This is a genomic window from Phytohabitans flavus, from assembly GCF_011764545.1.
GTDB lineage: Bacteria > Actinomycetota > Actinomycetes > Mycobacteriales > Micromonosporaceae > Phytohabitans > Phytohabitans flavus.
The window spans coordinates 3585108-3607736 of record NZ_AP022870.1 but is presented as its reverse complement, the minus strand read 5'-3'; the positions used below and the strand labels follow the sequence as shown (position 1 = coordinate 3607736).

The 22629-nt window shown below is 71.0% G+C and carries 21 protein-coding genes and 1 pseudogene; 15 read left to right on the top strand and 7 right to left on the bottom strand.

Annotated elements, in window-relative coordinates:
- Window positions 1-47: 47 nt before the first annotated feature.
- Complete coding sequence (locus Pflav_RS43620; RefSeq protein WP_197938574.1) at window positions 48-1793, top strand: eCIS core domain-containing protein; 1746 nt, start codon at window positions 48-50, stop codon at window positions 1791-1793.
- 47 nt (window positions 1794-1840) lie between these two features.
- On the opposite strand, the gene Pflav_RS15715 is transcribed toward Pflav_RS43620, so the two are convergent.
- A complete protein-coding gene (locus Pflav_RS15715; protein ID WP_232071469.1) occupies window positions 1841-2548 on the bottom strand; it encodes a D-Ala-D-Ala carboxypeptidase family metallohydrolase in 708 nt (235 codons plus the stop codon).
- Between the two features lie 844 nt (window positions 2549-3392).
- Between Pflav_RS15715 and Pflav_RS15710 the strand changes: the two genes are divergently transcribed.
- Window positions 3393-3842 (top strand): hypothetical protein, encoded by a 450-nt coding sequence (locus Pflav_RS15710; protein ID WP_173036835.1) that lies wholly within the window; start codon window positions 3393-3395, stop codon window positions 3840-3842.
- Here Pflav_RS15710 and Pflav_RS15705 read toward each other — a convergent pair.
- Window positions 3834-4733, bottom strand: a complete 900-nt coding sequence (locus Pflav_RS15705) for a LysR family transcriptional regulator (RefSeq protein WP_173036834.1) — start codon at window positions 4731-4733, stop codon at window positions 3834-3836. The genes Pflav_RS15710 and Pflav_RS15705 overlap by 9 nt on opposite strands.
- Before the next feature lie 108 nt (window positions 4734-4841).
- Here Pflav_RS15705 and Pflav_RS15700 point away from each other — a divergent pair, with 108 nt between their 5' ends.
- Window positions 4842-5279 (top strand): VOC family protein, encoded by a 438-nt coding sequence (locus tag Pflav_RS15700; protein WP_232071468.1) that lies wholly within the window; start codon window positions 4842-4844, stop codon window positions 5277-5279.
- On the opposite strand, the gene Pflav_RS15695 is transcribed toward Pflav_RS15700, so the two are convergent.
- Complete coding sequence (locus tag Pflav_RS15695; protein ID WP_197938573.1) at window positions 5272-5667, bottom strand: hypothetical protein; 396 nt, start codon at window positions 5665-5667, stop codon at window positions 5272-5274. The two genes, Pflav_RS15700 and Pflav_RS15695, sit on opposite strands and share 8 nt — an antisense overlap.
- 146 nt (window positions 5668-5813) lie before the next feature.
- Between Pflav_RS15695 and Pflav_RS15690 the strand changes: the two genes are divergently transcribed.
- Complete coding sequence (locus tag Pflav_RS15690) at window positions 5814-6344, top strand: MarR family winged helix-turn-helix transcriptional regulator (RefSeq protein WP_232071466.1); 531 nt, start codon at window positions 5814-5816, stop codon at window positions 6342-6344.
- 304 nt (window positions 6345-6648) lie between these two features.
- Here the strand turns inward: Pflav_RS15690 and Pflav_RS15685 are convergent, their stop codons facing one another.
- The 3 genes from Pflav_RS15685 to Pflav_RS15675 form a co-directional block, all read right to left on the bottom strand.
- Window positions 6649-7188 carry a DUF1062 domain-containing protein gene (locus Pflav_RS15685; RefSeq protein ID WP_232071464.1) on the bottom strand — a complete coding sequence of 180 codons (540 nt, stop codon included), beginning with the start codon at window positions 7186-7188 and terminating at the stop codon, window positions 6649-6651.
- A 228-nt stretch (window positions 7189-7416) separates the two neighbouring features.
- A complete protein-coding gene (locus tag Pflav_RS15680) occupies window positions 7417-7638 on the bottom strand; it encodes a hypervirulence associated TUDOR domain-containing protein (protein ID WP_173036831.1) in 222 nt (73 codons plus the stop codon).
- 249 nt (window positions 7639-7887) lie between these two features.
- Entirely contained in the window at window positions 7888-8175 is a 288-nt protein-coding gene (locus tag Pflav_RS15675; RefSeq protein ID WP_173036830.1) for a hypothetical protein, read from the bottom strand.
- Window positions 8176-8448: 273 nt separating this feature from the next.
- Between Pflav_RS15675 and Pflav_RS15670 the strand changes: the two genes are divergently transcribed.
- Window positions 8449-8739, top strand: coding sequence for a hypothetical protein (locus tag Pflav_RS15670; protein ID WP_173036829.1), 291 nt, complete (start codon window positions 8449-8451; stop codon window positions 8737-8739).
- A 32-nt stretch (window positions 8740-8771) separates the two neighbouring features.
- Window positions 8772-9929: a tetratricopeptide repeat protein gene (locus Pflav_RS15665; protein WP_173036828.1), complete on the top strand. Its 1158-nt coding sequence runs from the start codon at window positions 8772-8774 to the stop codon at window positions 9927-9929.
- 377 nt (window positions 9930-10306) lie between these two features.
- On the opposite strand, the gene Pflav_RS15660 is transcribed toward Pflav_RS15665, so the two are convergent.
- On the bottom strand, window positions 10307-13333 hold the full coding sequence (locus Pflav_RS15660) for an AfsR/SARP family transcriptional regulator (RefSeq protein ID WP_173036827.1): 3027 nt from the start codon (window positions 13331-13333) through the stop codon (window positions 10307-10309).
- 626 nt (window positions 13334-13959) lie between these two features.
- On the opposite strand from Pflav_RS15660, the gene Pflav_RS15655 reads away from it, so the two are divergent.
- The 9 genes and pseudogenes from Pflav_RS15655 to Pflav_RS49295 form a co-directional block, all read left to right on the top strand.
- Window positions 13960-14712 (top strand): thioesterase II family protein, encoded by a 753-nt coding sequence (locus Pflav_RS15655; RefSeq protein WP_173036826.1) that lies wholly within the window; start codon window positions 13960-13962, stop codon window positions 14710-14712.
- Window positions 14713-14889: 177 nt separating this feature from the next.
- Complete coding sequence (locus Pflav_RS15650; RefSeq protein ID WP_173036825.1) at window positions 14890-15378, top strand: DUF1203 domain-containing protein; 489 nt, start codon at window positions 14890-14892, stop codon at window positions 15376-15378.
- 58 nt (window positions 15379-15436) lie between these two features.
- The gene (fabG, locus tag Pflav_RS15645) at window positions 15437-16180 is read left to right on the top strand and encodes a 3-oxoacyl-ACP reductase FabG (protein WP_173036824.1); all 744 of its coding nucleotides are present in this window, start codon (window positions 15437-15439) and stop codon (window positions 16178-16180) included.
- 14 nt (window positions 16181-16194) lie between these two features.
- On the top strand, window positions 16195-17151 hold the full coding sequence (locus tag Pflav_RS15640) for a beta-ketoacyl-ACP synthase III (protein WP_173036823.1): 957 nt from the start codon (window positions 16195-16197) through the stop codon (window positions 17149-17151).
- A 33-nt stretch (window positions 17152-17184) separates the two neighbouring features.
- The gene (locus Pflav_RS15635) at window positions 17185-17430 is read left to right on the top strand and encodes an acyl carrier protein (RefSeq protein WP_173036822.1); all 246 of its coding nucleotides are present in this window, start codon (window positions 17185-17187) and stop codon (window positions 17428-17430) included.
- A 2-nt stretch (window positions 17431-17432) separates the two neighbouring features.
- Window positions 17433-18788: a condensation domain-containing protein gene (locus Pflav_RS15630; RefSeq protein ID WP_173036821.1), complete on the top strand. Its 1356-nt coding sequence runs from the start codon at window positions 17433-17435 to the stop codon at window positions 18786-18788.
- 38 nt (window positions 18789-18826) lie between these two features.
- Window positions 18827-19801, top strand: coding sequence for a 2,3-diaminopropionate biosynthesis protein SbnA (sbnA, locus tag Pflav_RS15625; protein WP_197938969.1), 975 nt, complete (start codon window positions 18827-18829; stop codon window positions 19799-19801).
- Window positions 19795-20823: a 2,3-diaminopropionate biosynthesis protein SbnB gene (gene sbnB, locus Pflav_RS15620; RefSeq protein WP_173036819.1), complete on the top strand. Its 1029-nt coding sequence runs from the start codon at window positions 19795-19797 to the stop codon at window positions 20821-20823. Before sbnA ends, sbnB begins: the two co-directional genes overlap by 7 nt.
- Window positions 20820-22547 (top strand): annotated as a pseudogene (locus tag Pflav_RS49295) (non-ribosomal peptide synthetase); the annotation flags it as partial. The gene sbnB and the pseudogene Pflav_RS49295, both read left to right, overlap by 4 nt.
- Window positions 22548-22629 lie beyond the last annotated feature (82 nt).

The window sequence follows — 22629 nt, the reverse complement described above, 5'->3', positions numbered from 1 at the left end:
GATGTCAATACCATGAGCTGTCGGTCCGGATCTTCCGGAGGTGTGACATGCGTAGCCCGAGTCACCTGAGCCAGTTGGACGACGAGGCCGTCCGGGAGGACGCCCCCGTGGTGGTCCGGCGCCTGGCCAACCCCGCGGCGACCGTGCAGCGCTACGCCGGCAACCGGGCCATCGCCCAGCTGTTGACCAGCCAGGGCGAGGCCCTCGACCCGGCCGTGCAGGCCGACATGCAGGCCCAGCTCGGCGCGTCGTTCGCCGGCGTCCGGGTGCACCGCGGCGCCGCGGCGGAGGCGGCGGCCGCGTCGGTCGACGCCCGCGCGTTCACGGTCGGCCGCGACGTGGTCTTCGGCGCCGGGGCGTATGACCCGGGCAGCGAGCGCGGTCGGCACACCCTGGCCCACGAGCTGACCCACGTCACCCAGCAGAGCAGCGGGCCCGTCAGTGGCACCCCGCGGGCCGGCGGCCTCGTCGTGAGCGACCCCGGCGACCGGTTCGAGCGCGAGGCCGAGGCGGTCGCCGCGGGCGTTGGCGGTCCGGTCGCGCGAGGGAGCGGCCCGATGATCCAGCGCGAGCCGCTCGGCGGGCCCGTCGTCCAGCGGGCCCCGACCGCCACCGACGAGAGCGCGCCGGCGACCCCGTTCGCCCTCGGCGAGTTCACCGGCATCGCCACGTACGAGAACGCCGCCCTGGTCAGCCGCTACTGGGCGGCGGTACTGAAGGACGACGCCGACCAGAACGTCAAGGATGGCCTGGCCGTCCCGACCGACGTGGCGCAGATCGTCAACGCCGCCCACGACAACGACCGGATGTGGGGCGGCGGCGGGGCCGAGCCGCTCGACAAGGGCAACGAGAAGGTCCTGCGGGACTGGTACGACACGTACGTCCGGGCGATCAACAGTGTGCGCTCGGAGCAGGCGGCCGAGACGGCACGCCGGGTCCAGGCGGCGGTCGACGAAGTCAAGAAGGCCCTGGCCGCGCTGGAGGCGGCCGAGCCGGCGCTGCGGGAGCGGCAGCGCAGCGCGTTCCGCGCCGGCGACGAGAGCGCGCTGCTTGAGGTGGCCGATGCGCTCGCCACCATCCTCGACAACTCGCTCACGACCAAGTCGACCATCGAGGAGGCGCTGGCCTTCTCCGACAGCCTGCGCTTCCTCGGTGGCACGGGCCCCGGCAAGATCGTGGACGTCTCGGGCAAGGTCGGCGGTGTGCTCGCGATCGCGGAGAAGCTCAACAAGTGGTACGCGGGCTTCCAGCTCGCCCGGGTGGCGCTCGACCTGATGGCCACCGGCAAGACGTCCTCGGCGGACGCCATGAAGGGCATCGCCGGCATGGCCACGATCATGTCGGCCGGCGGCACGCTCCTCGGTGCCAGCGCGGGCTTCACGCTCTACAGCAACCTGTACATCGGTCCGATGGTCAGCGCCTGCCTGGCGCAGATCAAGCGGCTCGAGGACACGCTGAGCCGGACCACCAACCGGTCCTGGATCCAGATGGGCAAGTTCGACTACGTGAACTGGTTGCTCGAGCCCGGCGGCCGGGAGATGTTCGTCTACATGCTCGACCTCATGCGCGCCTCGTCGTCGTCCGAGGTGTCCATCCCGCGCGGGAAGGTCAACGCCTATTTTGTCGACAACGAGGACGACTTCGACGCTGGTATCGGCGACAAACCCGGCATGCCGATGACCGGGCACTTGTGGTGGCGCGACACCGACGACGACCGCATCCGGCAGTGGCTGTTCCGAAACCGCAAGGACATGTGGGCCATGCTCTACGGCGACTGCCCCGTACCGCGTTAGCTGGACGGGCGCGCCGGGTGTGGCACGCCCGTCCAGAAGCGGTGCGGTCAGAAACAGGAGCTGGCGGACCAGAACCTCGACGGGTCGTGCGCGACGTGGGCGTGGTCGCTGTGGCCCACGTAACCGGGGCCAAGGATCTCCCGGAAGCCGTGGTAGCGGGCCTGCCGCACAAGCGTGCAGAGCGACGGTGCCCCGACCATGTCGGCCGCGTCGCCGTACAGGTGCCGGCTGGCCGCGTCGCCGCCCACCGCGCTGTTGCAGGCGCGGCTGCGGAAGCCACTGCTGATCTGGATGGTCTGGTTGCCCAGCGCCTTGCGCAGCGCCTGGAGCTTCCACATCGTGACCAGGGCGTTCGCCTTGGCCTGCGCGGCCGAAACGGCGCCGCCGGACCAGTCGGAGTTGCACTTGTTCAGCTCGGCGTAGGCGAAGTTGATCGGGGTGCAGTCGTTGTCCTGGAGTTCGTAGAGCTTGCCGTACGTCTGCGTGCCGGCCACCCCGTCCGCGGCCAGGCCGTACGCCTGCTGGAACCGGGTGACCGCCGCCTTCGTGGCGGCGCCGTACGCGCCGTCGAGGGTGAGCGTGGCGTCGTAGCCGGGGTAGCCGGAGACACGGATCTGCAACTGTCGAACGTCCTCACCGGTGGAGCCCACTTGCAGCACGCGGTTCCAGGTGAAGCAGCCGTCGGCGTACGCTGGCGCGCCCGAGATGACGACCGCGGCGGATGAGATGCCGAGGGTCAACACTGAAGCGACCAAGAGTCGCAGGATCCGTCTGTGCATTCCGCACTCCCTGTGTCGTGGGGTGTGGCCGGCAGCCCCGTCGACCGGTCGTGTCGGCGAGCGTGGCCGCCTGGCCTGGCGGAATGAAGTGTGTCGGCTGGGCATACAGTCAAATGCCTAGATCTTTCAGGGTCCAGGTCACATTTGATTTTTCTTGGGACAAGGCTTTTGCCCCGGTCCGCGTCACCTGCGGACCGTATGCTCCCGCGGGCACCGCGCAGGTCGGCGGCTCGCTGGCGCTCGCCGAGATCTCCGACCCGCGCTGCCAGGTCCGCGGTCCAAGCCCAACCCCAAGCCCGACCCGGGATCGCCGTTGGACGAGGAGCAAGGAGGTGGGTGCGCAGTCGTATTTGCTCTGCTCCCTAGGGTGGCCGCGCGGGTGATCAAGTAGCGGCCTTGCCGCCAGGTGGGGCCCTGTGGTCCTGGCTGATGCTGATCCCGCAGCCACCGCGCACGGACCCGCTTCCTTGATCGGCGGGGTCGGGTTGGCGTACGCGAGAGATCGTGGTACCAAACTGCCCACAGAGGGGCATTTCGATACCATGATCTACCAGAAGCGAAGGTCGTGGTCGGCCGACCACGACCTTGGGGGCGAGCTTGCCCAACGGCGGAGGGTAAGGCCGCGGGAGCGACGGTCTGGACCACGACGAACGTCGCGGTAGCTCAATGTCCTTTGTTTTGGATCTTTATCCGCGACAAGACGCCAACCTTCACCCGCCAGAGCTCCAACCGGCGTGCGCCCCTGGCGCGCGACGAGGCCGGTTCGAGATCGGCGTGTGGGGGTTGGCGTGGCGCCGCTGGATGCGGTCTGATGGTGGCCATGGTGGTGCGGTCCGGCATCGTGGAGCCTGAGCCGGCCGGATGGTCGTCGGTGCGGTTGGCCTTGCGGGAGCTGTGGCACGAGATGCGTCACCCGACACCGCGCGCGGTGCGGTACATGGGGTGCGACGGTTGCGGCCAGGTCACCTCGCACAGCAGCGACCAGCGCCTCTACACCCTTCGGGTGGCCGAGCGTGGGGTAACCGCGCCGCCCCCGAAGGCGGTCTGCGACGAATGCGGTCACGCCCAACCCCGTGCGATGGGCGACGAGATCCTCGCCGACGTACCGGTGACCTGTGCCGGCCGCCGGCACCGCCGGATACGTGCCGGCCGTAGCCGCCGCCGATGCGGGCAGGTGTTCGCGGCGCCGGCCGCCGCGACGGTCGTGGCGTGCCCGTGGTGCTCCACCGTCCAACCCGGACCGGCAGCTGTCCCGTCCAGGTCAAGCTGACGGGCTGGGTGGTGTTGGCTCGCCGGGGCGGGTCTGCTGGATGGCGTCGTGCAGCGCGGTGATGAAGGCCGTGGTGGCGGGGGGATCCGGCGGGTCGCCGTAGGTGGCGAGGTAGACGCGTCGGCGGAAGTCGGGCAGCGGGGTGGCTTCGATCCCGGGTGCCCGGTGGGTGCGTAGGGACAGGCCGGGCATGGTGGTTACGCCCATGCCGGCGGCGACGAGGGCCTGTTCGACGATTACGTCGTCGCTGGTGTAGACGATGTGCGGGGTGAAGCCGGCCCCCTCGCATGCCTCGACGAACTCGCGGCGGCAGTTTTCGCAGCCGGCGATCCAGGCCGAGTCGCGGTGGTCGCGCAGTGTCTGGCCGGGTTGCAGGCTGATCAGGTGCATCGGGTCGTCGAACAGGTGCGTGGCGCGGATGTCGTCCGGTGTGGTGTCGTCGTAGCGGAAGATGACCGCGGCGTCGACCTGCCCGTCGCGCAGCAGGCTCAGTGCCACCTGCGGGTGGGCGTCGGCCAGGTGCAGCTCGATGCCGGGGTGGTCGCGGCGCAGGGTGGCGGCGGCGTGCGGTATCAGGGCGGCGAGTGCTGATTGGAAGCCGGCGACCCGGACCCGGCCGGTGCGCAGGCCCACCATCGCGGACAGCTCCGCGGCGGCGGTGTCGACCCGTCCGACGATCTCGGCGGCGCGGCGGGCGAGGTGCTCACCCTCCGGCGTGAGTCGGATGCCCCGCCCGATGCGCTGGACGAGCCGGGCGCCGGTCTCGGCTTCCAGCCGGGCCAGATGGTGGCTGACCGCTGGCTGGGAGTACTTCAGGTGCTTGGCGGCCTTGGTGACCGAGCCGTGCGCGGCGATCGCGGCGATGACGCGTAGCCGCACGATGTCCAGCATTCATCCATGGTAGTTATGGGTAGCCGCGGAAGTTGGCATTAGACGAATGAGTCTTGCTCGGTAGAGGCTGAACGGGACAACCCCGGATCGCGAACGAGGAGTACCACCATGATCAAGCGGATGGACAACGTCCTCATTGTCGTCGACGACGTCGCGGCCGCGATCGCGTTCTTCGTCGAACTCGGCATGGAGCTGGAGGGCCAGACAACAGTCGAGGGCGAATCGGTGGACCGGCTCGTCGGGCTCGACGGCGTCCGAGCGGACATCGCCGTCGTGCGGACCCCGGACGGCCACGGCCGGGTCGAGCTGACGAAGTTCCACGCGCCGAAGGCGATCAGCACCGAGCCGAAGAATCCGCCGGCCAACACGCTGGGCATACGGCGCATCATGTTCGAGGTCGACGGCATCGAGGACGTCGTCGCCCGCCTACGCACCCACGGCGCTGAACTCGTCGGCGAGCTGGTCCAGTACGAGGACAGCTATCGGCTCTGCAACGTCCGTGGCCCCGAGGGGATCATCGTCGCCCTAGCCGAGCAGCTCAGCTAACGGGTCCGTCCGCCGCAGCATCCTCCAAGTTGTCGGTCATGCGCTGGAGCACCTGGACGGTGGCAAGGTACTCCTCGCGGGTGACGCCGTTGACGAGCTGACGTCGGGTCACGTTGACCTTCTCGGCGATCTTGGCCCGAGTGGCCTTTCCCTCGGCCGTGAGTGCGTAGCGCCCTTCGTCGTTGACGACCAGCGCCCGGCCCTCAAGGTCGCTCAAGACCTCGTCCAGCGCGATCGCTCCCTCGGTCCAGAAAGGCCGCAGCGCCTCAGCCAACCCAGGCCAGTCGCTCGGAGCCTCGTGGAGGAAATTCATCGTCTGCCAATGCCGGCGAGCAAGACCCTCGGCGCCGACCGCGGCGGCGAGTGCGCCGTCGATCGCGCCGTCCAACCGCTTGAGCCAGTATCCGATCGGATATCCAGCGGGTCCGTCCCCTGGGCGTCCCAACGAATATCCTGTTGGTCCTTCGGTCGCCATCGTGCCTCCAAGGATGTAACTTAGCAACTAGATGTCAAACATCATGCATTGGAGATGCCGTGCCGCGCAAGCACCCCAGCGGCGAGCAAGTCCCGGACGATGAAGACGTCAAGGCCGTGGAGCGCGCCATGGTCGCGATCCGTAGAAGCCAGACCCGGCGTGCGCTGACCCGCCTCGCGGAAGGGCGAGACGACGCTGACCGCGGCGACGCCGTCAGCAGCCCGGCCGTCGACGTCCTCGACGCGATCGAGGCCGCGGAGCAGGCCGGCACTCCGGCCACCGTCTCCAGCGTCGCGGCCACCCTCAACGTCGACCAGCCAAGGGCGAGCAAGCTCGTGGCCGCCGCCGTCGAGGCAGGCCTGGTGCGCCGGGAAGCCGACCAGGCCGACGGTCGCCGCGCGTCTCTCGTCCGTACCGAGCAGGGCAATGCCCTTTTCGAGGAGTTGCACCGGTTTCGTCGCTCGATCTTCGCCATGGCGATGTCCGACTGGACCGACGCCGAGCGCGCGGCGTTCGCCCGGTTGCTGACCCGCTTCGTCGAGTCCCTGGCCGGCATCACCGGGCGCGGTGGCAGCAACCCGCAAGGCTAGTCCGAACGTGCGCGAGAGCGTGGGACGAGCACGACTCGTCGGGCCGGCCCCACACCGGGACGGCCGGACCGAACCCCTTGGTCAGCGCAGCGGGCCGAGGATCCGCAGGCACATCTCGGCTGGTTCCCCGCCGTCCGGTCTCATGCACCCGACGGTAGAGAGCGGGCCGGGCGGCCAGACTACGTCGAATGACGTAATAACCCGGGCCAGTGCCGCAGGCCAGCCACCCGCACCTCGGCAGGTGCCGCGGGGCGCCCTCCCCGTGCTCCACCTTGGCGCAGAGCACGAGGACCGACGCCTGGACCTACTGGACCGAACCCATCAGGACGAATGAGAAATCCTGTTTCGTCCTGCGGTTCAGCGGGATATCGATTTTGATTCTGGCAGCGATCTCATTACGGCTGATGCCCAATCCCTGCGCGATGAGCCGTTCGGGACGGACTGGCACGGGATCGTCGAAGGTGACGGTGATCTGAAGGGGCCATGGATTCTCGGGTACGGGAGGCGCGTGGAGTGCCCAACACCCGTCCCAATCGAGCGCGAACCGGTTGTGCCGGGCGATCAACGGGTCGAGAAGGGTATCCGCGGCGAGGGAAGGCGAGTTGGCCGAGTAACCGGCCAGAAGGTCGGCGGGCAGTGAGCGGACCGGGACGCGGTCATGGACGGTGAGCTTGCTGGTCCGGTCACACGAAACGCAGTTGACCAGGAGCCAGACGTCGAGACGTTTGCCGTTGGCATTGACGCGGAACTTGCCGTTGCCGACGGTGGCGTGGCCGGAAGGGCAGGCCACGCACCGGAGGGCGAGCAGAGGCAGGCGGGTGCGCCGCACGGCCCAGGGCAGCACGGTATGAGGATGTGAAGACATGATCTCTCTGAAGACCTGACGAAGAGCACGGGAAAAGAGCCGACGGAGTCGTCGGCGACCAATGCGCAGAAAGTGTCAGGTCTAAAGAGCGGGCGGCGTCATGCGCGCGAAGTCCTCACCTAGGGGAGAGCCCAGGCTAGGCGCCCACCACCCGTGAGGTCCATCCGTTTTCGCGAGCAGCCGCCCCGAGCAGGGTGGCGGTCGTCGTCACCCTTCCTCGCGGCGCAGCGCCTCCGGCCGATGTGCGACGTCCCTACCGGTGGCGTCGTGGCGAATCCGGTACTGCGGGTGCTCCAGTGACGCGTCGACCGCGTGGCCCCGGACCTTCACGCGTTCGGTGATCTCCTCCGTGACGGTCCCGTACGCACGACCGGAGTGGCTAGCCCAAGAGACGTGGTCGCCCTTGCGGAATTTGTCGCCTTTCGCCATGTCGCTGGGTTACCCGCGGCGCGGACCCCCAAAACGAGAGATCTGAGCTACCGCGACGTCCGCGGTGGTCCGGACCGCTGCTCCCGCGGCCTCACCCTGCGTGATACACAAGCCAAACCCGGCCGGCACGGCCGGCGGTGAGGGCTTAGATCCTCCTGCAACGCGACCCTCGAACGCCTCATATTCGCCCCATCGAGCGGGGTTCTGACGGTTGCCACGATAATTGCCGCCATCGCGGCCGATGACCGTCTAGAACGGCCGGAAGCCGCCGAGCCGCTTCCGGATCTCGGCCGCGGTCGCGTCGTGACGACGAGACTGGGCCAGCCCGATGGTACGCAGCACCGGGTGGGAACCGAGCTGGGCGACCCGACCATCCGCCACCTTCGTGTTGCCGGTGGCGTAGAACCTTTGCAGCGCGCCGAGCCGCAGCACGAAGTCGACGGAGTCGATCGTCTGGACGTCGTCGAACGACAGCCACCGAAGGTCGGCCAGCTGCCCGACGACCGACCAGTCACCGACCGCGGTGGCCCCGCTCACCTCGAGCGATCTGAGCGTGGCGGCTGTGGTCAGCGCCGCGACGTCGGTGAGGCTGCGGCCCGCTTCGCCAGCGCTTCCAGGGAGGTCTCCGGGTAGCGCCCGATCAGTAGGCTGGTCACCCCGACCAACTCGTATAGGTCGCTCACTGCCCGAGGCGGGTCGACGGTCAAATGGTTGGCACGGGCGCCTCAGACGGAATCGGAGTCTTGGGAACAGGCGGGCTTGACGTCGCCCCCACTGTTACGCCGACGTTCAACGCAGAACAGGTGCGGCATGCTCATCCGCGTGGGGTTGAACAAGGCGCTGGCAGCGCGGCTGGCTGAGGAGCGTTTGGCAGAGTGGCGCCGGCTGGATTATGCGCGGTGGCGGCTGATGCTCGATGACAGCGAGTTGCGGCAGGTCGCCGGGGAGGACGGAAAGCGCTACAGCGTGGTGAGCTTTGCCGTGGACGACGGTGATGGACGGGTTCGCATGGTCGTGGCCATCGACGACGGTGGCTGGTCCGCGTTCTCCCCTCTATGCCGTGACGAGATCATGCGACCAGACGGATCGCTGATCGATTGATTGAGGTTGCGGGTGCCCACGATGATGTGGCGATGCAGGAGACCGGAGGGTCCGCGCCTGGGCAGAGGCTGAGCCGTGGCATCGCGTACGCGGCGGCGATCGTCTTCATCGGTTGTGTCGTGGTGTTTCTTGTCGCTGCGTTGGTCGAGCGTCTGGGCTGGTGGGTGCTTGTCGTGCTGGCGGTGCTTGGCGGCTGGGTGGGCTGGTTGAAGTGGGTGGAGGTGCGCGGGGCCCGGGCGTCGCGGCGCGGTGTCGACGGCGTTCATGAGGTGTACGTGGACGCGCTGGACCGGGCCGAGCGCGGGGACCTGACCGGCGCCGCCGAGCGTTTCGAGGAGGCCGTCGCCGCGTCCGGTCGGCTGGGTGGGGAGTCCGGTCAGTACATGATGGATTTGCTCCAGGGGCTCGCCTCGGTGCGTGTGGCGCAGGGCGACCTCGGGCGTGCCGTGGCGGTCTGGCAGCGGGCGTACGAGCTGAGCCGCACCGAGGAAGGCGACGATGCCGTATCGACCCTCGCCGCGGCCAACGGTCTCGCGGCGGTGCTGCTGACCCGGGGTGAGCGGGAGGCGGCGGGGGAGCGGTACCAGGACACCCTCGCGCGCTGCCGGCGGTTGCTGGACGACGCGCACCCGGAGACCGTCGCCGCGCTGAACGGTGTCGCCAGGAGCGCCGCCACGCCGCAGGTGGGTGCGTTGCACCAGCAGGGCGCCGAGCTGTACGCGCGGATCCTTGGGCCGTCGCATCCTGACACGCTCATCGCGCAGCGGGAGGCCGCCCCGGACGATCCCGCGACCGCCTGCCTGGCCGTCGGTGACCTTGCCGGCGCCAGGGCGTTGTCCGAGCAGGCCGTGGCGGACTGCGTGGAGCGTCATGGCGAGGCCGACCTGCGTACCGTGGCCGCACTGAACGACCTCGCCATGGTGCTGCGCGAGCAGCGGGACTTGACCGCGGCGTACCGCATGTACGAACGGGCCGCCGAGCTGTGCGGCCGGCTGCCGGGCGGGCCACACCCACAGCACCTGGTAGCCGGTAACGGGATCGCCCGGGTGATGCTGCTGCAAGGCGACGTGGCCAACGCCGCGACGGAACTGGCCGCCGTCCTTGACGTATGCGTCGTGCGGTACGGCGAGCAGCACCCGGAGACGGCCGCGGCACGCCAGAATCTCGACCGGCTGGAAGCGGCCAGCTGACCCGCCCTCCCACGGTGCGGCGTCCGCCGTGGTCAAGGCCGCTGCTCCCGCGGCCTGGGCCATGCGGATAAGCGGGCGATAGCGCCTGGCTCCAACATCTACTGTGGACGATCCTGTGACCGGCCGCGAATGCTCTATGGATCCGGCGTTCTCGCGGGTCTGCTCGGGCCGCCGGCCGGGAGGCCAGCGGCAGGGTTGTGTGTCGCGGAGGGCGAGGCCGCGGGAGCAGCGGTCCGGACCACAGCGGACGTCGCGGTAGCCCAAATCTCGATCCTGACGCCGCCATTGTGGACAGACCCGATGAGCCAAAGAGCGCGCTGGCTCGGAAACCCGGCCCGCCGCGGTGCCGCCTCCCGGGGGAGACGGCGCACCGGGGCCTACAGCGTGCGTGAGTCGGCGACCACCGTACGTTCGCGCAGGTCGGTCACGGTTTGCCAGGTCGCGACCGCGTCTTCGGTATGGCCGCAGGCCACCTGGGCGTCGCCGAGCGTGGCGAGGGTGCGCGCCCGCCGCAACGGCATCGCCAGGCACCGCCACACGTCCGCCGCGTCGGTCAGCATCTGCACGGCGGCGGCAACCCGTCCCTCCGCCAGCGCCAGCTCGCCGAGGCCCTGGAGCGCGGCCGCGTGCCCGGAGCGGCGGACCAGCCCGAGCGTGTCGAACGCCCGGATGGCCTGGGTGAACGCGTGCCGCGCGGCGTTGGCCTGGCCGGCGGACTGGGCGAGCTGGCCCTGGCCGACCTGCACCGCCGCGGCGAGTGCGCGGTCGCCCATAGCCGTGGCCAGCCCGGCCGCCTCCCCGAGGCGCATCGCGGCCTCGTCGTACTGGCCGCGTTCGCGCTCGACCTTGCCGAGGCGGCGCGAGACTCCCGCGACATGGCGCCGGTGACCCAGGCGGCGCCACAGGCGCAGCGCGTGCGCGTACTCCTCGGCGGCGTCCGGCAGCCGCTCCTGGTCGAAGAGCAGGTCGCCGACGGCCTTGTGGGTCGCCGCGCGGGCACCCGGGTCGTCGGCGGACGCGGCGAGCTCGACCGCGCGGGTCAGTTGGCTGTCGGCCCGCTCGAAGTGGCCGGTCTGCCGGTACGCGGTGCCGACGTGCGTGAGCGCCTCGGCCTCCCGCGCGTGGTCGCCGGCGGCGCGGAAGAGGCGGGCGGCGCGGTCCGCGTACGTGAGCCGGGCGCCCACGTCGTCGAGGGAGGCGGAGAGCCGGGCCAGTCCGAGCAGCATCACCGCCTCGCCGAACTCGTCGCCGCCGGCCCGCACCGCGGTCAGCGCCCGCTGGTGGGTGCACTGCCACTCCTCGTACCGGCCGTCGATCTCGAAGAAGCTGGCCGACGTGTGCGCGATCTCCCACGCCGCATGTGGCAGCCCGCCCGTGGCGGCCTGCCGCACCAGTTGGCGCAGCGTGGGGGTCTCCGCAGCGAACCAGTCCAGCGGCGCGGCGCCGACCGCCTTGGCGAGCCGGGCGCCGATCCGCCAGCGGGCCGTGGCACCGGTGGCGAGCCGCGGGCGCCGCTCGGTCGGCGCCTCCCGGTCGGGCAGCCGGCGGTCGGCCTCGCCGGCCAGCCACAGCCAGGCGCCGAAGGCGCGGTCGACCGAGGAGGCCCGCTCGGCCGGCGGGTCGTCGGCCAGCGCCCGCTCCCTCGCGAACCGGCGGACCAGCGGGTGGATGCGGTAGCGGGGACCGCCGGCGGTGACCTCGATGTCGAGCAGGTTGGCCTCGACAAGCTCGGCGGTGACGTCCTCGCCCCGCTCCTCCGCGACGCCGAGTACGGCCGCGGAGGCCCAGGCGGGCAGGACGTCGACGTCGAGCAGGGCCAGCCGGCGCAGCGCGGCGCGGGCCAGCTCACTCAGCCCGCGGTAGCCGGTCTCCAGGCTGCCGCGTACGTCGATCTCGCCGTGCCGCAGCTCGTCGAGGGCGCGCACGTCGTCCGCGATCCGGTCGGCGAGCCAGGCCAGCGGCCAGTGCGGCCTGCTCACCAGCCGGGCCGCGGCGGCGCGCAGCGCCAGCGGCAGCCCGCCGCAGAGCTGGACCAGGCGGTGCAGCGCGCACGCCTGCCCGGCCACCCGCTCGGGCCCGACGGCGGCGCGCACAAGCTCCTCGGCCGCCGGGGTGGGGAGCGGATCCAGTCGCAGCGCGCGGGCGCCGGCCAGGGTGCTGAGCCGGGACCGGCTGGTGATCACGACCGCGCAGGCGGCGCCGCCCGGTAGCAGCGACCGCACCTGCCGGCCGTCGACGGCGTTGTCGAGCAGTACGAGCAACCGGCGTGCGGCGATCTGGCTGCGGTAGAGCTGCACCCGGCCGGCCTCGTCGGCGGGAATCGCGGCGGGCAACACGCCCAGCGCCGCCAGGAAGCCGGCGAGCACGTCGGTGGGTGCGGCCGGGTGGCCCGTGGACCCGCCGAGGTCGGCGTAGAGCTGCCCGTCCGGGAACTCGTCGACCCGCCCGTGCAGCGCGTGCACGGCGAGCGCGCTCTTGCCCACGCCCGGCATGCCGTGCACCACGGCGACGGCCGGCCGCCCGGCACCGTCCGGGCGCCCGTGGCCGAGCATCCCTCGCAGCTGCTCCACCTCGGTCGCCCGGCCGGTGATGTCGGCGATGTCGGCGGGGAGCATCGCGGGGTGCGGGCGGGTCCAACCGCTCACCACTCGCGGCTCGGCTGCCGGCACCGGCGGTACCTCGCCGGCCAGGACCTCCCAGTGCGCTTTGGAGAGCGCCGGACCGGGGTCGACGCCCAGCTCGTCGGCGAGGATCCGCCGGCCGGTCTGGTACACGGCGAGCGCGTCGGCCTGCCGGTCGGAGCGGAAGAGCGCGAGCATCAGCTGCGCGCGCAGGCGCTCGGCGAGTGGGTACGCCGCCACGAGCCCCGTCAGCTCGGCGACGAGCTGCGTGTGCCGGCCGAGCGCGAGGTCCGCCTCGATGCGGCTCTCCAGCGCGGCCATCCGCGCCTCCTCCAGCCGGGGCACCTCGACGTCGGCCAGGAACTCGGTGACGTCGGTCAGCGCCGGCCCGCGCCACAGGGTCAGCCCGGCGCGGAAGTGGCCGGCGGCGTCGGCGTACCGCCCCTCCTTGAGCGCCGCCCGGCCCAGCCGCGTGTGCTGCTCGAAGTCGGCGAAGTCGAAGCGGGCGGTGCCGATCCGCAGCAGGTAGCCCGGGCGCTGCCGGACGATCGAGGCGCTCTCGCCCAACAGCTTGCGCAGCCGCGAGATGTACGTGTAGATCTGCGCGTTCATCGTCGCGGGCGGGTCGGCGCCCCACAGCAGCGCGCTGAGCTGGTAATCCGAGATCATCCGCTCGCGCGCCAGGAGCAGTGCCGCCAGCACCGTGCGCTGCTTCGAGCCGTCCAGCGAGTTGCGATCGTCATCGGTCCAAATCTCGACCGGTCCGAGAATGCGAAGCTCCATCTGGCCTCCCTTCCACCTTTGGAACATTGGTGTCAGAACCCCGGACGGTGACTGGATTGAATGGCTGATGACGTCTGTCGAAACGGCGTGCCTGCAAAAAATGACAGCGAGCGATGCCCTCTGAACACGTGCGTCCCCCGGGTCTTACAAGTCCTTCCCCCGCGACGAATGTAGGGGTGTGGTTGTGCAGTGTCAACGAAGTACGTAAAAGCTTGAGGTAACACGCTCGACATCTGAGGCAATGTAGCGCGCGGTCGCAATAGAGACCTTTACCCGGCAAATCGGACGGATGTCGTTGGCAAAGTGCCCTGATTGGGTGGATCGACCCTTTTGTGGTGTGACCAAATACGTCGCGATTCTGACCAGCTATCGGGACGCGAAGAGTGCTCGGATTCGGTTTTACCGAGCGCGAAACCTGCGATTTGATACAACGTCAGAAACCCGACGTATCAGGGGTGCGGGTAGTGACGTCAAAAGCCGATACGCGGTGCGCGTACCGGCTGTGTGCGACTTGCATTTGCGTATGTTGTAGCACACGTATTAACGTGAGTTTGCGTGCCTCGAATGGCGCGATAATACTTCCCGGCCACGCGAAGAATTGTGGCACACGTCTCATGCAGAAGGAGATGGACGAGTTGGACGACCAGTCCTACCGGGTGCTTCGCCCCCTGCGCGCTCCCTCCGCTCGCCTGGTCTGCTTCCCGCACGCGGGTGGCACGGCGACGTTCTTCCGGACCTGGGCCGACCGCCTACCCGGCGTCGAGGTGCTGGCCATCCGGTACGCCGGGCGGCAGGACCGCCTCGTGGACCCGTTTCCCGCGTCGCTGGGGGAGCTTGCTGACGAGATCACCGGCGCCATGCTGCCACTGCTCGACAAGCCGGTCGCCTTCTTCGGTCACAGCATGGGCGCGCTGCTCGCCTTTGAGGTGACCAGCCGGCTCGAGGAGCGGCACGGCGTGTCGCCCACGCGGCTGCTGGTGTCCGGGCGGCCCGCGCCGCACCGTGCGGAGGCGACCACCCTGCACCTGGCCGACGAGGCAGGGCTGCTCGCCGAGGTCGAGCGCCTGGGCAACCCCGACCCGCTCGTCTTCGCCGACCCGGACCTGCGGGCGCTGGTGCTGCCGGCGCTGCGCGACGACTACCGCCTGCTGGAGACGCACGCCTTCGCGCGGCGGCGGGTGCGGGCTGGCATCGTCGCCTACGGCGGGGACCGCGACCCAGCCTGCGGCGTGCGGGCGCTGCCGGCGTGGGCCGAGCTGACCGCGGGCGGCTATGCCCAGCGGATCTTCCCCGGCGACCACTTCTATCTCGTCCAGTGCGAGCCCGCCCTCGTGGCCGATATCGCCGGACGGCTGGATGCCGCGGCGCTGCGTGCCTGAGTCATCGGACAGCATGTGCCCAGAGTGCCGGCCCGCGGACCGAAAGTCAGTAGCGCTGGTGCCCGACTCGGGGGTGGTGCTAGGTGCAGTCCGATCCGGGTGCTTACGTCCTGGTGTCGCCCTCGCCGTAGGGAATAGCGTCACGGCGTCACTACGGCTTGCGGGAGGAGCAGTTTGGTGGCCGCCTATCGCGTCATTCCGCTCGACGAGGAGCTCGCCTGGACGGTGCGTGGCAGCCTGTGGGCGCCGCAGCACCGCCACCCGGCGTACGTCGACATCGCTGACGCGCCGGGGCCGTGCCGGGTCTGCCTGCGGCCGTTCCGGATGGGGGTGGAGCGGCGGATCCTGTTCACCTACGACCCGTTCCGGCGTCACCACTCGTTCCCCTTGCCCAGCCCGGTGCAGATCCACGAGGACGCGTGCGGCGTCTACAAGGGACAGGGCGTGCCGGCCGGGCTGGCCGGACTGCCGATGACCCTGGACGGCTACGGGGCCGGCCGCGAGCTGATCGCCGAGGAGCGGCCGACCTCCTTCGCCGAGCTGGAGCCGGCCATCGCGCGCATCTTCGTGCGTCCCTCCGTTGTGTACATCCACGTGCGCGACACCGACAGCGGCTTCTTCGTCTGCGAGCTGGTCCGCGCCGAAGCGATGGGCCTGGCCTCGTAGGCGGCCTCATAGGGGCCCCTATAGAGAAGGTATAGGCCCCGGCGGCAGCCTTTGGGCCATGTCCGACAACGATCGTCCGGTCGCGCTCGTCACCGGTGGCACGCGCGGCATCGGCCGTGCCGTGGTGCGCCGCCTGGCCGAGGACGGCTTCGACGTCAGCTTCTGCTACCGCTCGAACGCGGAGGCCGCCGAGCTGCTGGCCAAGGAGTGCCAGGAGGTCGGGGCCCGGGTGCTCGCCCGCCCCGCCGACGTGGCCGACCGGGCCGAGGCGCACGCGTTCGCGGAGGAGACCGAGCGGGAGCTGGGCCCCGTGCACGCCCTGGTCACGTGCGCCGGCATCACCCGGGACCGGCCTCTCGCCCTCATGGACGACGAGGACTGGGACGCGGTGCTGCGCACCAACCTGGACGGCACGTACCACGTCTGCCGGGCCCTGGTCCGCCGGCTCATGCGCCGCAAGGCCGGCACGGTCGTCACGATGTCGTCGGTCGCCGCGTCCGGCAACGCCAACCAGACCAACTACGCGGCGTCCAAGGCCGGCATCATCGGCTTCACCCAGTCGCTGGCCCGCGAGGTCGGCCGGTACGGCATTCGCGCCAACGTGGTCGCGCCGGGGCTGATCGACACCGACATGACCACCCAGTTGCCCGAGAAGGTAGCCGCCGAGCTGCTCGGCCGCACCCTGCTGGGCCGCTTCGGCACGCCCGAGGAGGTCGCCGACATGGTGTCCTTCCTCGCCTCGCCGCGATCGTCCTATGTGACCGGACAGGTGTTCCGCGTCGACGGCGGCATCACCACCTGACTCTAGGGAGCGACATGCAGCAGATGTACGGCTCGGCGATCACGGGGATCGCCGCGTACCGCCCGACCAATCTCGTGTCCAACGTGGAGCTCGCCAAGCGCACCTCGGTCGACCCCGAGTGGATCGAGTCCCGTACCGGCATCAAGACCCGCTACCACGCCGCGCCGGAGGAGGACATGGTCACCATGTCCGCCGACGCGGGCCAGAAGGCGATCGCGATGGCGAACGTCGACCCAGCCGAGATCGACCTCACGATCGTGGCGACCGCGACCCGCCGCCAGCGCATGCCCGGCATCGGCCCGCAGGTGGCCACCCGGATCGGCCTGCCGGCCTCGGGCGCGTACGACCTGAACGCGGTCTGCGCCGGCTTCACCTACTCGGTCTCGATGGCCTCCAACGCCGTGCGCGTCGGCGACGCCCGCAACGTGCTCGTGGTCGGCGTCGAGCGGACCAGCGACTGGATCAACCCGGAGGACCCGGACACGTTCGTCATCTTCGGTGACGGCGCCGGCGCGGTGGTGGTCTCGCGGTCCACAGAGGACGCCATCGGCCCGACGGTGTGGGGCAGCGACGGCGGCCGGCACAAGGTGCTCGGGCTGACCGAGATGCCGGACGGCCGCGAGTTCGTGACGATGGACGGCCCGCTGGTCTACAAGTGGTCGACCGCGACCATGCCGGGTGTCGCCGAGCGCGCCTGCGCCGCCGCCGGCATCTCGCTGTCCGAAGTGGACTGGTTCGTGCCGCACCAGGCCAACCGCCGCATCATCGACACGCTCACCCGCACGCTCGGGTTCCCCAAGGACCGCGTCATGTTCGACGTGGTCGACACCGGCAACACCTCGGCCGCCTCGGTGCCGCTGGCGCTGTCCCGGCTCTACGAGACCGGCCGTACCAGCCCCGGCGACCGGGTGCTGCTGCTGGGCTTCGGCGCGGGTCTCACCTACGCCGGCCAGATCATCCGCATGCCGTAACACCCGACGAACACCGAGAGGAACGGACCGCACATGAGCCAGGAAGAGATCACCAACGAGATCGTGCGCCTGATCCGGCAGGAGATGCCGGACGTGGAGGACGACATCACGCCCGACTCCACGTTCGAGGGGCTCGGCATGGACTCGCTCACCCGGGTCGACCTGCTCGCCGCCGTGGAGCGCACGTTCGGGCTGGAGGTGCCCGACGACGCGGTCGCGTCACTGCTGCGGGTGAGCGACCTGACCGACTTCCTGCTCACCAGCAAGGCGGCCGTCTGACCATGGACGAGACCAGGCCGCTGTCGGTGGGGCAGGAGTCCTTGTGGCTGCTGCACAAGCTGGCTCCGGACAGCGCGGCGTACAACCTCGCGGGTGGCGCCCGGATGGCGCCCGCGCCGGACGTGCCGGCACTGGCGCGGGCGGTGCGGGCCCTGTCCGCCCGGCACGACGGACTCCGCTCCGTCTTCGTCGAGGCGGACGGGCGGCCCCGCCGTGCCGTGCGGGAGCCGGACCACGACACGCTGGACGTGCGCGACGTGCCGGACGCCGACGACGAGCGGCTCTGGGAGATGGTGCTGGAGGTGACCCGGGAGCCGTTCGCGCTCACCGAGGGGGCCATGCCGTTCCGCGCGGTGCTGCTGCGCCGCCGGGAGGATGCCGCCTTCCTGATGGTCACCCACCACATCGTCACCGACGCCACCTCGCAGTGGCTGCTTTGGCGCGACCTCATCGCCGCGTACGAGGCATACGCGACCGGCGGCGAGCCGGACCTGCCGCCGGTGCGGGCCAGCTACGACGACCATGTGGCCCGCGAGGAGCGGCTGCTCGACTCGCCGACCGGGGAGCGGATGGCCGAGCACTGGCGCGAGGTGTGCGCCGCCGCGGCCCCCGCGGAGCTGCCGACCGACCGGCCCCGACCGCCGTTCCAGTCGTTCCAGGGCGCGAGCGTGGCCCGGCGGCTGCCGGACGAGGTCGCCGAGCGGCTGCGGGCGACCGCGGCGCTGATCGGCGTCTCACCGTTCGCGTTTCTGCTCGGCACGTTCCAGGGCCTGCTCTACCGGCACACCGGCCAGCCGGACTTCACCGTCGGCTGTCCCGCCTCGACCCGGCGGGCCGCCGCGCGCGAGGTGGTCGGCTACTACGTCAACCCGATCCTGCTCCGCTCCCGCTTCGCCCGCTCGACCACGTTCGCGGACGCGGCGGTCGCGGCGAACCACCAGGTGCGGCGGGGGATGGCCAGCGCCGCGTACCCGTACCCGCTGGTGGCACGGGAGGCGAGCGGTCCGCTCTTCCGGATCGCGGTGACGATGGTCGCCGCCGACCGGTTCGGCCCGACGCTGGAGCGGGCCGTCGCCGGCGAGGTGATGTACGTGGCCGGCCGAAAGATGTCCTATATGGAGATCCCGCACATGGAAGGCCAGTGCGACCTGACGGTGGAGTTCACCCAGGACGCGTCGGCCCTCGTCACGGTCTTCCGGTACGACACCGACCTCTTCGACCGGGCGACCGTGGAGCGGCTCCTCGACCACTTCGTGCGGCTTGTCGAGGCCGGCGTCGCCGACCCGCTCACGAAGATCACGCGGGCGCCGCTGGTGAGCGCCGCGGAACGGCAACGCCTGCTGGCGATGGGTACGTAAAAGGGGAGGCAACCGTGGCGCGCGCGCCGCTCAAGGGGATACTCGAGACGATCGGCAACACGCACTTGGTCGAGCTGGAGGGGATGTTCCCCACGCTCAACGCGCGGGTGTACGCCAAGCTCGAGCGCTTCAATCCGGGCGGCAGCGTCAAGGACCGGTCCGCGCTGTCGATGCTGCTTGGCAAGATCCGCTCGGGCGAGCTCCGACCTGGACGGTCCACAGTGGTCGAGTCCAGCTCGGGCAACCTGGCGATCGGCATCGCGCAGATCTGCCGGTACTTCGGGCTCCGCTTCGTCTGCGTGGTGGACGCCAAGACGACCCAGCAGAACCTCGCGATCCTGCACGCGTACCAGGCCACGGTCGAGGTGGTCACCGATCCCGACCCGGTCACCGGCGAGTACCTGCCGGTCCGCCTGCGCCGGGTACGCGAGCTCGTCGCCAAGCTCCCCGACGCGTACTGGCCCAACCAGTACGCCAACCTGCTCAACCCGCGCGCGCACGAGCGCACCATGTCGGAGATCGCCGAGGCGCTGGACGGCCGGGTCGACTACCTGTTCTGCTCGGCGAGCACCGGCGGCACCCTGCGCGGGGCGGCGACGTACATCCGCGAGCACGGCATGTCCACCCGGATCGTCGGCGTGGACGCGGTCGGCAGCGTGCTCTTCGGCGGCCCGTCCGGCAAGCGGCTCATCCCCGGCCACGGCGCCGCGGTCAAGCCCGACGTGCACGACCCCTCGGTGGCCCACGAGTCGGTGTACATCAGCGACCTTGAGTGCGTGGTGGCCTGCCGCACCCTGACGATCCGCGAGGCGATCCTGGCCGGCGGCTCGTCCGGCGCGACGGTCGCCGCGCTGGAGAAGGTCGCGCCGAGGATCCCGCGCGGGAGCACCTGCGTGCTGGTCTTCCCGGACGGTGGCGACCGGTACCTCGACACGATCTACAACGACGAGTGGGTGACCTCGCACTTCGGCGAGGTTTCGCACCTGTGGAAGGAAGAGGCGAGCCTGTGCTGATCATCGGCCACGACATGGTCCAGGACCTGCTGGCGGGGCGGGAGCGGGAGCTGATCGAGCTCGTCGCGGACGCGTACCGCCGGCACGACGAGGGCCTGTCCGCGCTGCCCCACTCGGTCTTCCTGCGCTTCCCGGAGCAGCCGAGGGATCGGATCATCGGCCTGCCCGGCTTCCTCGGTGGCGGCAGCGGCGACGCCGGAGTCGCGGGCATCAAGTGGATCGCCTCGTTCCCCGGGAACATCGACCGAGGGCTGCCGAGGGCCAGCGCCTCGATCATCCTCAACTCGCTGGCGGACGGGCGCCCCGAGGCGTTCCTCGAAGGGTCGCTCATCTCGGCCAAGCGCACCGCCGCCAGCGCCGCCCTCGGCGCCCGGCTGCTCGCCGGCGACCGCACGCCGACCGGGGTGACGCTGGTCGGCTGCGGCGTCATCAACACGGAGATCCTGCGCTTCCTCGCCGCGGACAACCCGAAGCTCAGCGCGGTCACGGTCTTCGACACCGACCCGGCCCGCGCTGAGGCGTTCGCCGCCGGCTGCGCCCAGATCGCTCCGGGCACGGCCGTGAACACGGTCGGCGGGCTGGCCGAGGCGGTCGCCGCGCACGACCTTGTGTCGATCGCGACCACCGCCGCCACCCCGCACATGGACCTGACCGCCAGCCGGCCGGGCGCGGTGGTACTGCACATCTCGCTGCGCGATCTGACCGTGCCGGCGATCCTGGCCAGCCACAACGTCGTCGACGACGTCGACCACGCGCTGCGCGAGCGCACCTCGCTGCACCTGGCCGAGCAGGAGACCGGCGGACGCGACTTCGTGGACGCGAGCATCGGGGCGCTGCTGCGCGGCACCGCGGAGCTGAGCCCCGAGCCGGGCCGCCCGCTGGTGTACTCGCCGTTCGGACTCGGCGTCCTCGACCTCGCCCTCGCCCGCTACGTCCGCGACGAGGCCGCCCGCCGGGGTCTCGGCACCACAGTGGACGACTTCCTGCCCGCACCCGCACGCCACGCCGAGGAGCAACGATGACCGTCCCGCTGCACGAACTCGTCGCCCGCCAGGCCGCGCGTACTCCCGACGCGGTCGCCGTCGCGGACGAACGGCAGGAGATCACGTACGCCGAGCTGGACCGCCGCGCCAACCGCACCGCGCACCTGCTGCGCGCCCGGGGGATCGGCACCGAGTCGCTTGTCGCGGTCTGCCTGCCGCGCAGCGTGGAGCTCGCCGCCGTGCTGCTCGGCGTGTGGCGGGCAGGCGCCGCGTACGTGCCGCTCGACCCGGGCCACCCGCGGGACCGGATCGCCTGGGTGCTCGGCGACACCGGAACGTCCACAGTGGTTACCGAGGAGAGCCTGGTCGACCTGGTCGGTGGCGGCGGCGCCGAGGCCCTCGCGATCGACCTGGCGGCCGCCGAGCGGGACGCCCTGCCGGCAACCCCGCCGCCCGTCGCGGTGGACCCGTCCGCCGCCGCGTACGTCATCTACACCTCCGGCTCCACCGGCCGCCCCAAGGGTGTCGTCGTCGACCACGCCGGTATCGCCAACCGTGTCATGTGGACGGTCGGCGAGCACAAGCTCGGCGAGGCCGACCGGGTGCTCCAGAAGACCTCGCTGAGCTTCGACGCGGCCGGCTGGGAGCTGTTCGCCCCGCTGGTCAGCGGCGGCGTCGTGGTGATGGCCCGGCCCGGCGCCGAGCGCGAGCCGGCGACCCTCGTAGCTGAGGTCGCCGCCGGCCGGATCACCGTTCTCCAGGGCGTACCGTCGGTGCTGCGGCTGCTCGCCGACGAGCCGGGCTGGACCGAGTGCACCACGCTGCGGCTTGTCTTCTCGGCCGGCGAGACGCTCAGTGCCGAGCTGGCCCGGCGCCTGGCCGAGCCGACCGGCGCCCAGGTGTGGAATACGTACGGCCCGACCGAGTGCTCGATCGACGTGACCGCCCAGCCGTACGACCCGGCGCAGGAGGCCGGCCCGGTGCCGATCGGCCGCCCGATCGAGAACATGCGCGTCTTCGTCCTCGACTCCGACGGCGAGCCGGTCCCGATCGGCGTCGTCGGCGAGCTGTACGCGGCCGGCGTCGGCGTGGGCCGAGGCTACCTGGGCCGCCCCGACCTGACCGCCGAGCGGTTCGTACCCGACCCGTTCGGCGCGCCCGGCAACCGCCTCTACCGCACCGGCGACCTGGCCCGGTGGCGGCCGGACGGCGCGCTGGAGTTCCTCGGCCGAGGCGACCAGCAGGTGAAGGTCAACGGCGTCCGGATCGAGCCGGCCGAGGTGGAGGCCGCACTTCAGGCCCACCCGGACCTGCGGGACGCGGTGGTCGTGGCCCGCGAGGGCCATGCCGGCAAGCAGCTCGTCGCGTACCTCGTCGCCCGCCGCCAGGTGCCCGGCGACGAGCTGCGCACGTTCCTGCGCGAGCGGCTGCCGGAGCCGCTGATCCCCGCGGTCTTCGTGCCGATGGACGCGTTCCCGCTGACCACCAGCGGCAAGGTGGACCGAGGCGCACTGCCCGACCCGGCCGCCGTCGCCGCGGAGCGGGGCGCCGCCTACCTCGCCCCGCGTACCCCGGAGGAGCGGCTTGTCGCCCAGGTCTGGGAGCAGCTGCTCGGGGTCGAGCGGGTCGGCGCGCACGACGACTTCTTCGCGCTCGGCGGCTCCTCGCTGGTGCTGACCCGGCTGGCGAACGCGCTGCGCAAGGCCTCCGGCGGCGAGGTGCAGCTGCGCGGCCTCTTCGGCGCCGCCACCGTGGAGGCGCAGGCCAAGCTGATCGCCGGCGGCCGGGAGGTGGTGCCGCCGGTGACCCGGGTGGCGCGGGACGAGCCGCTGCCGCTCTCGACCG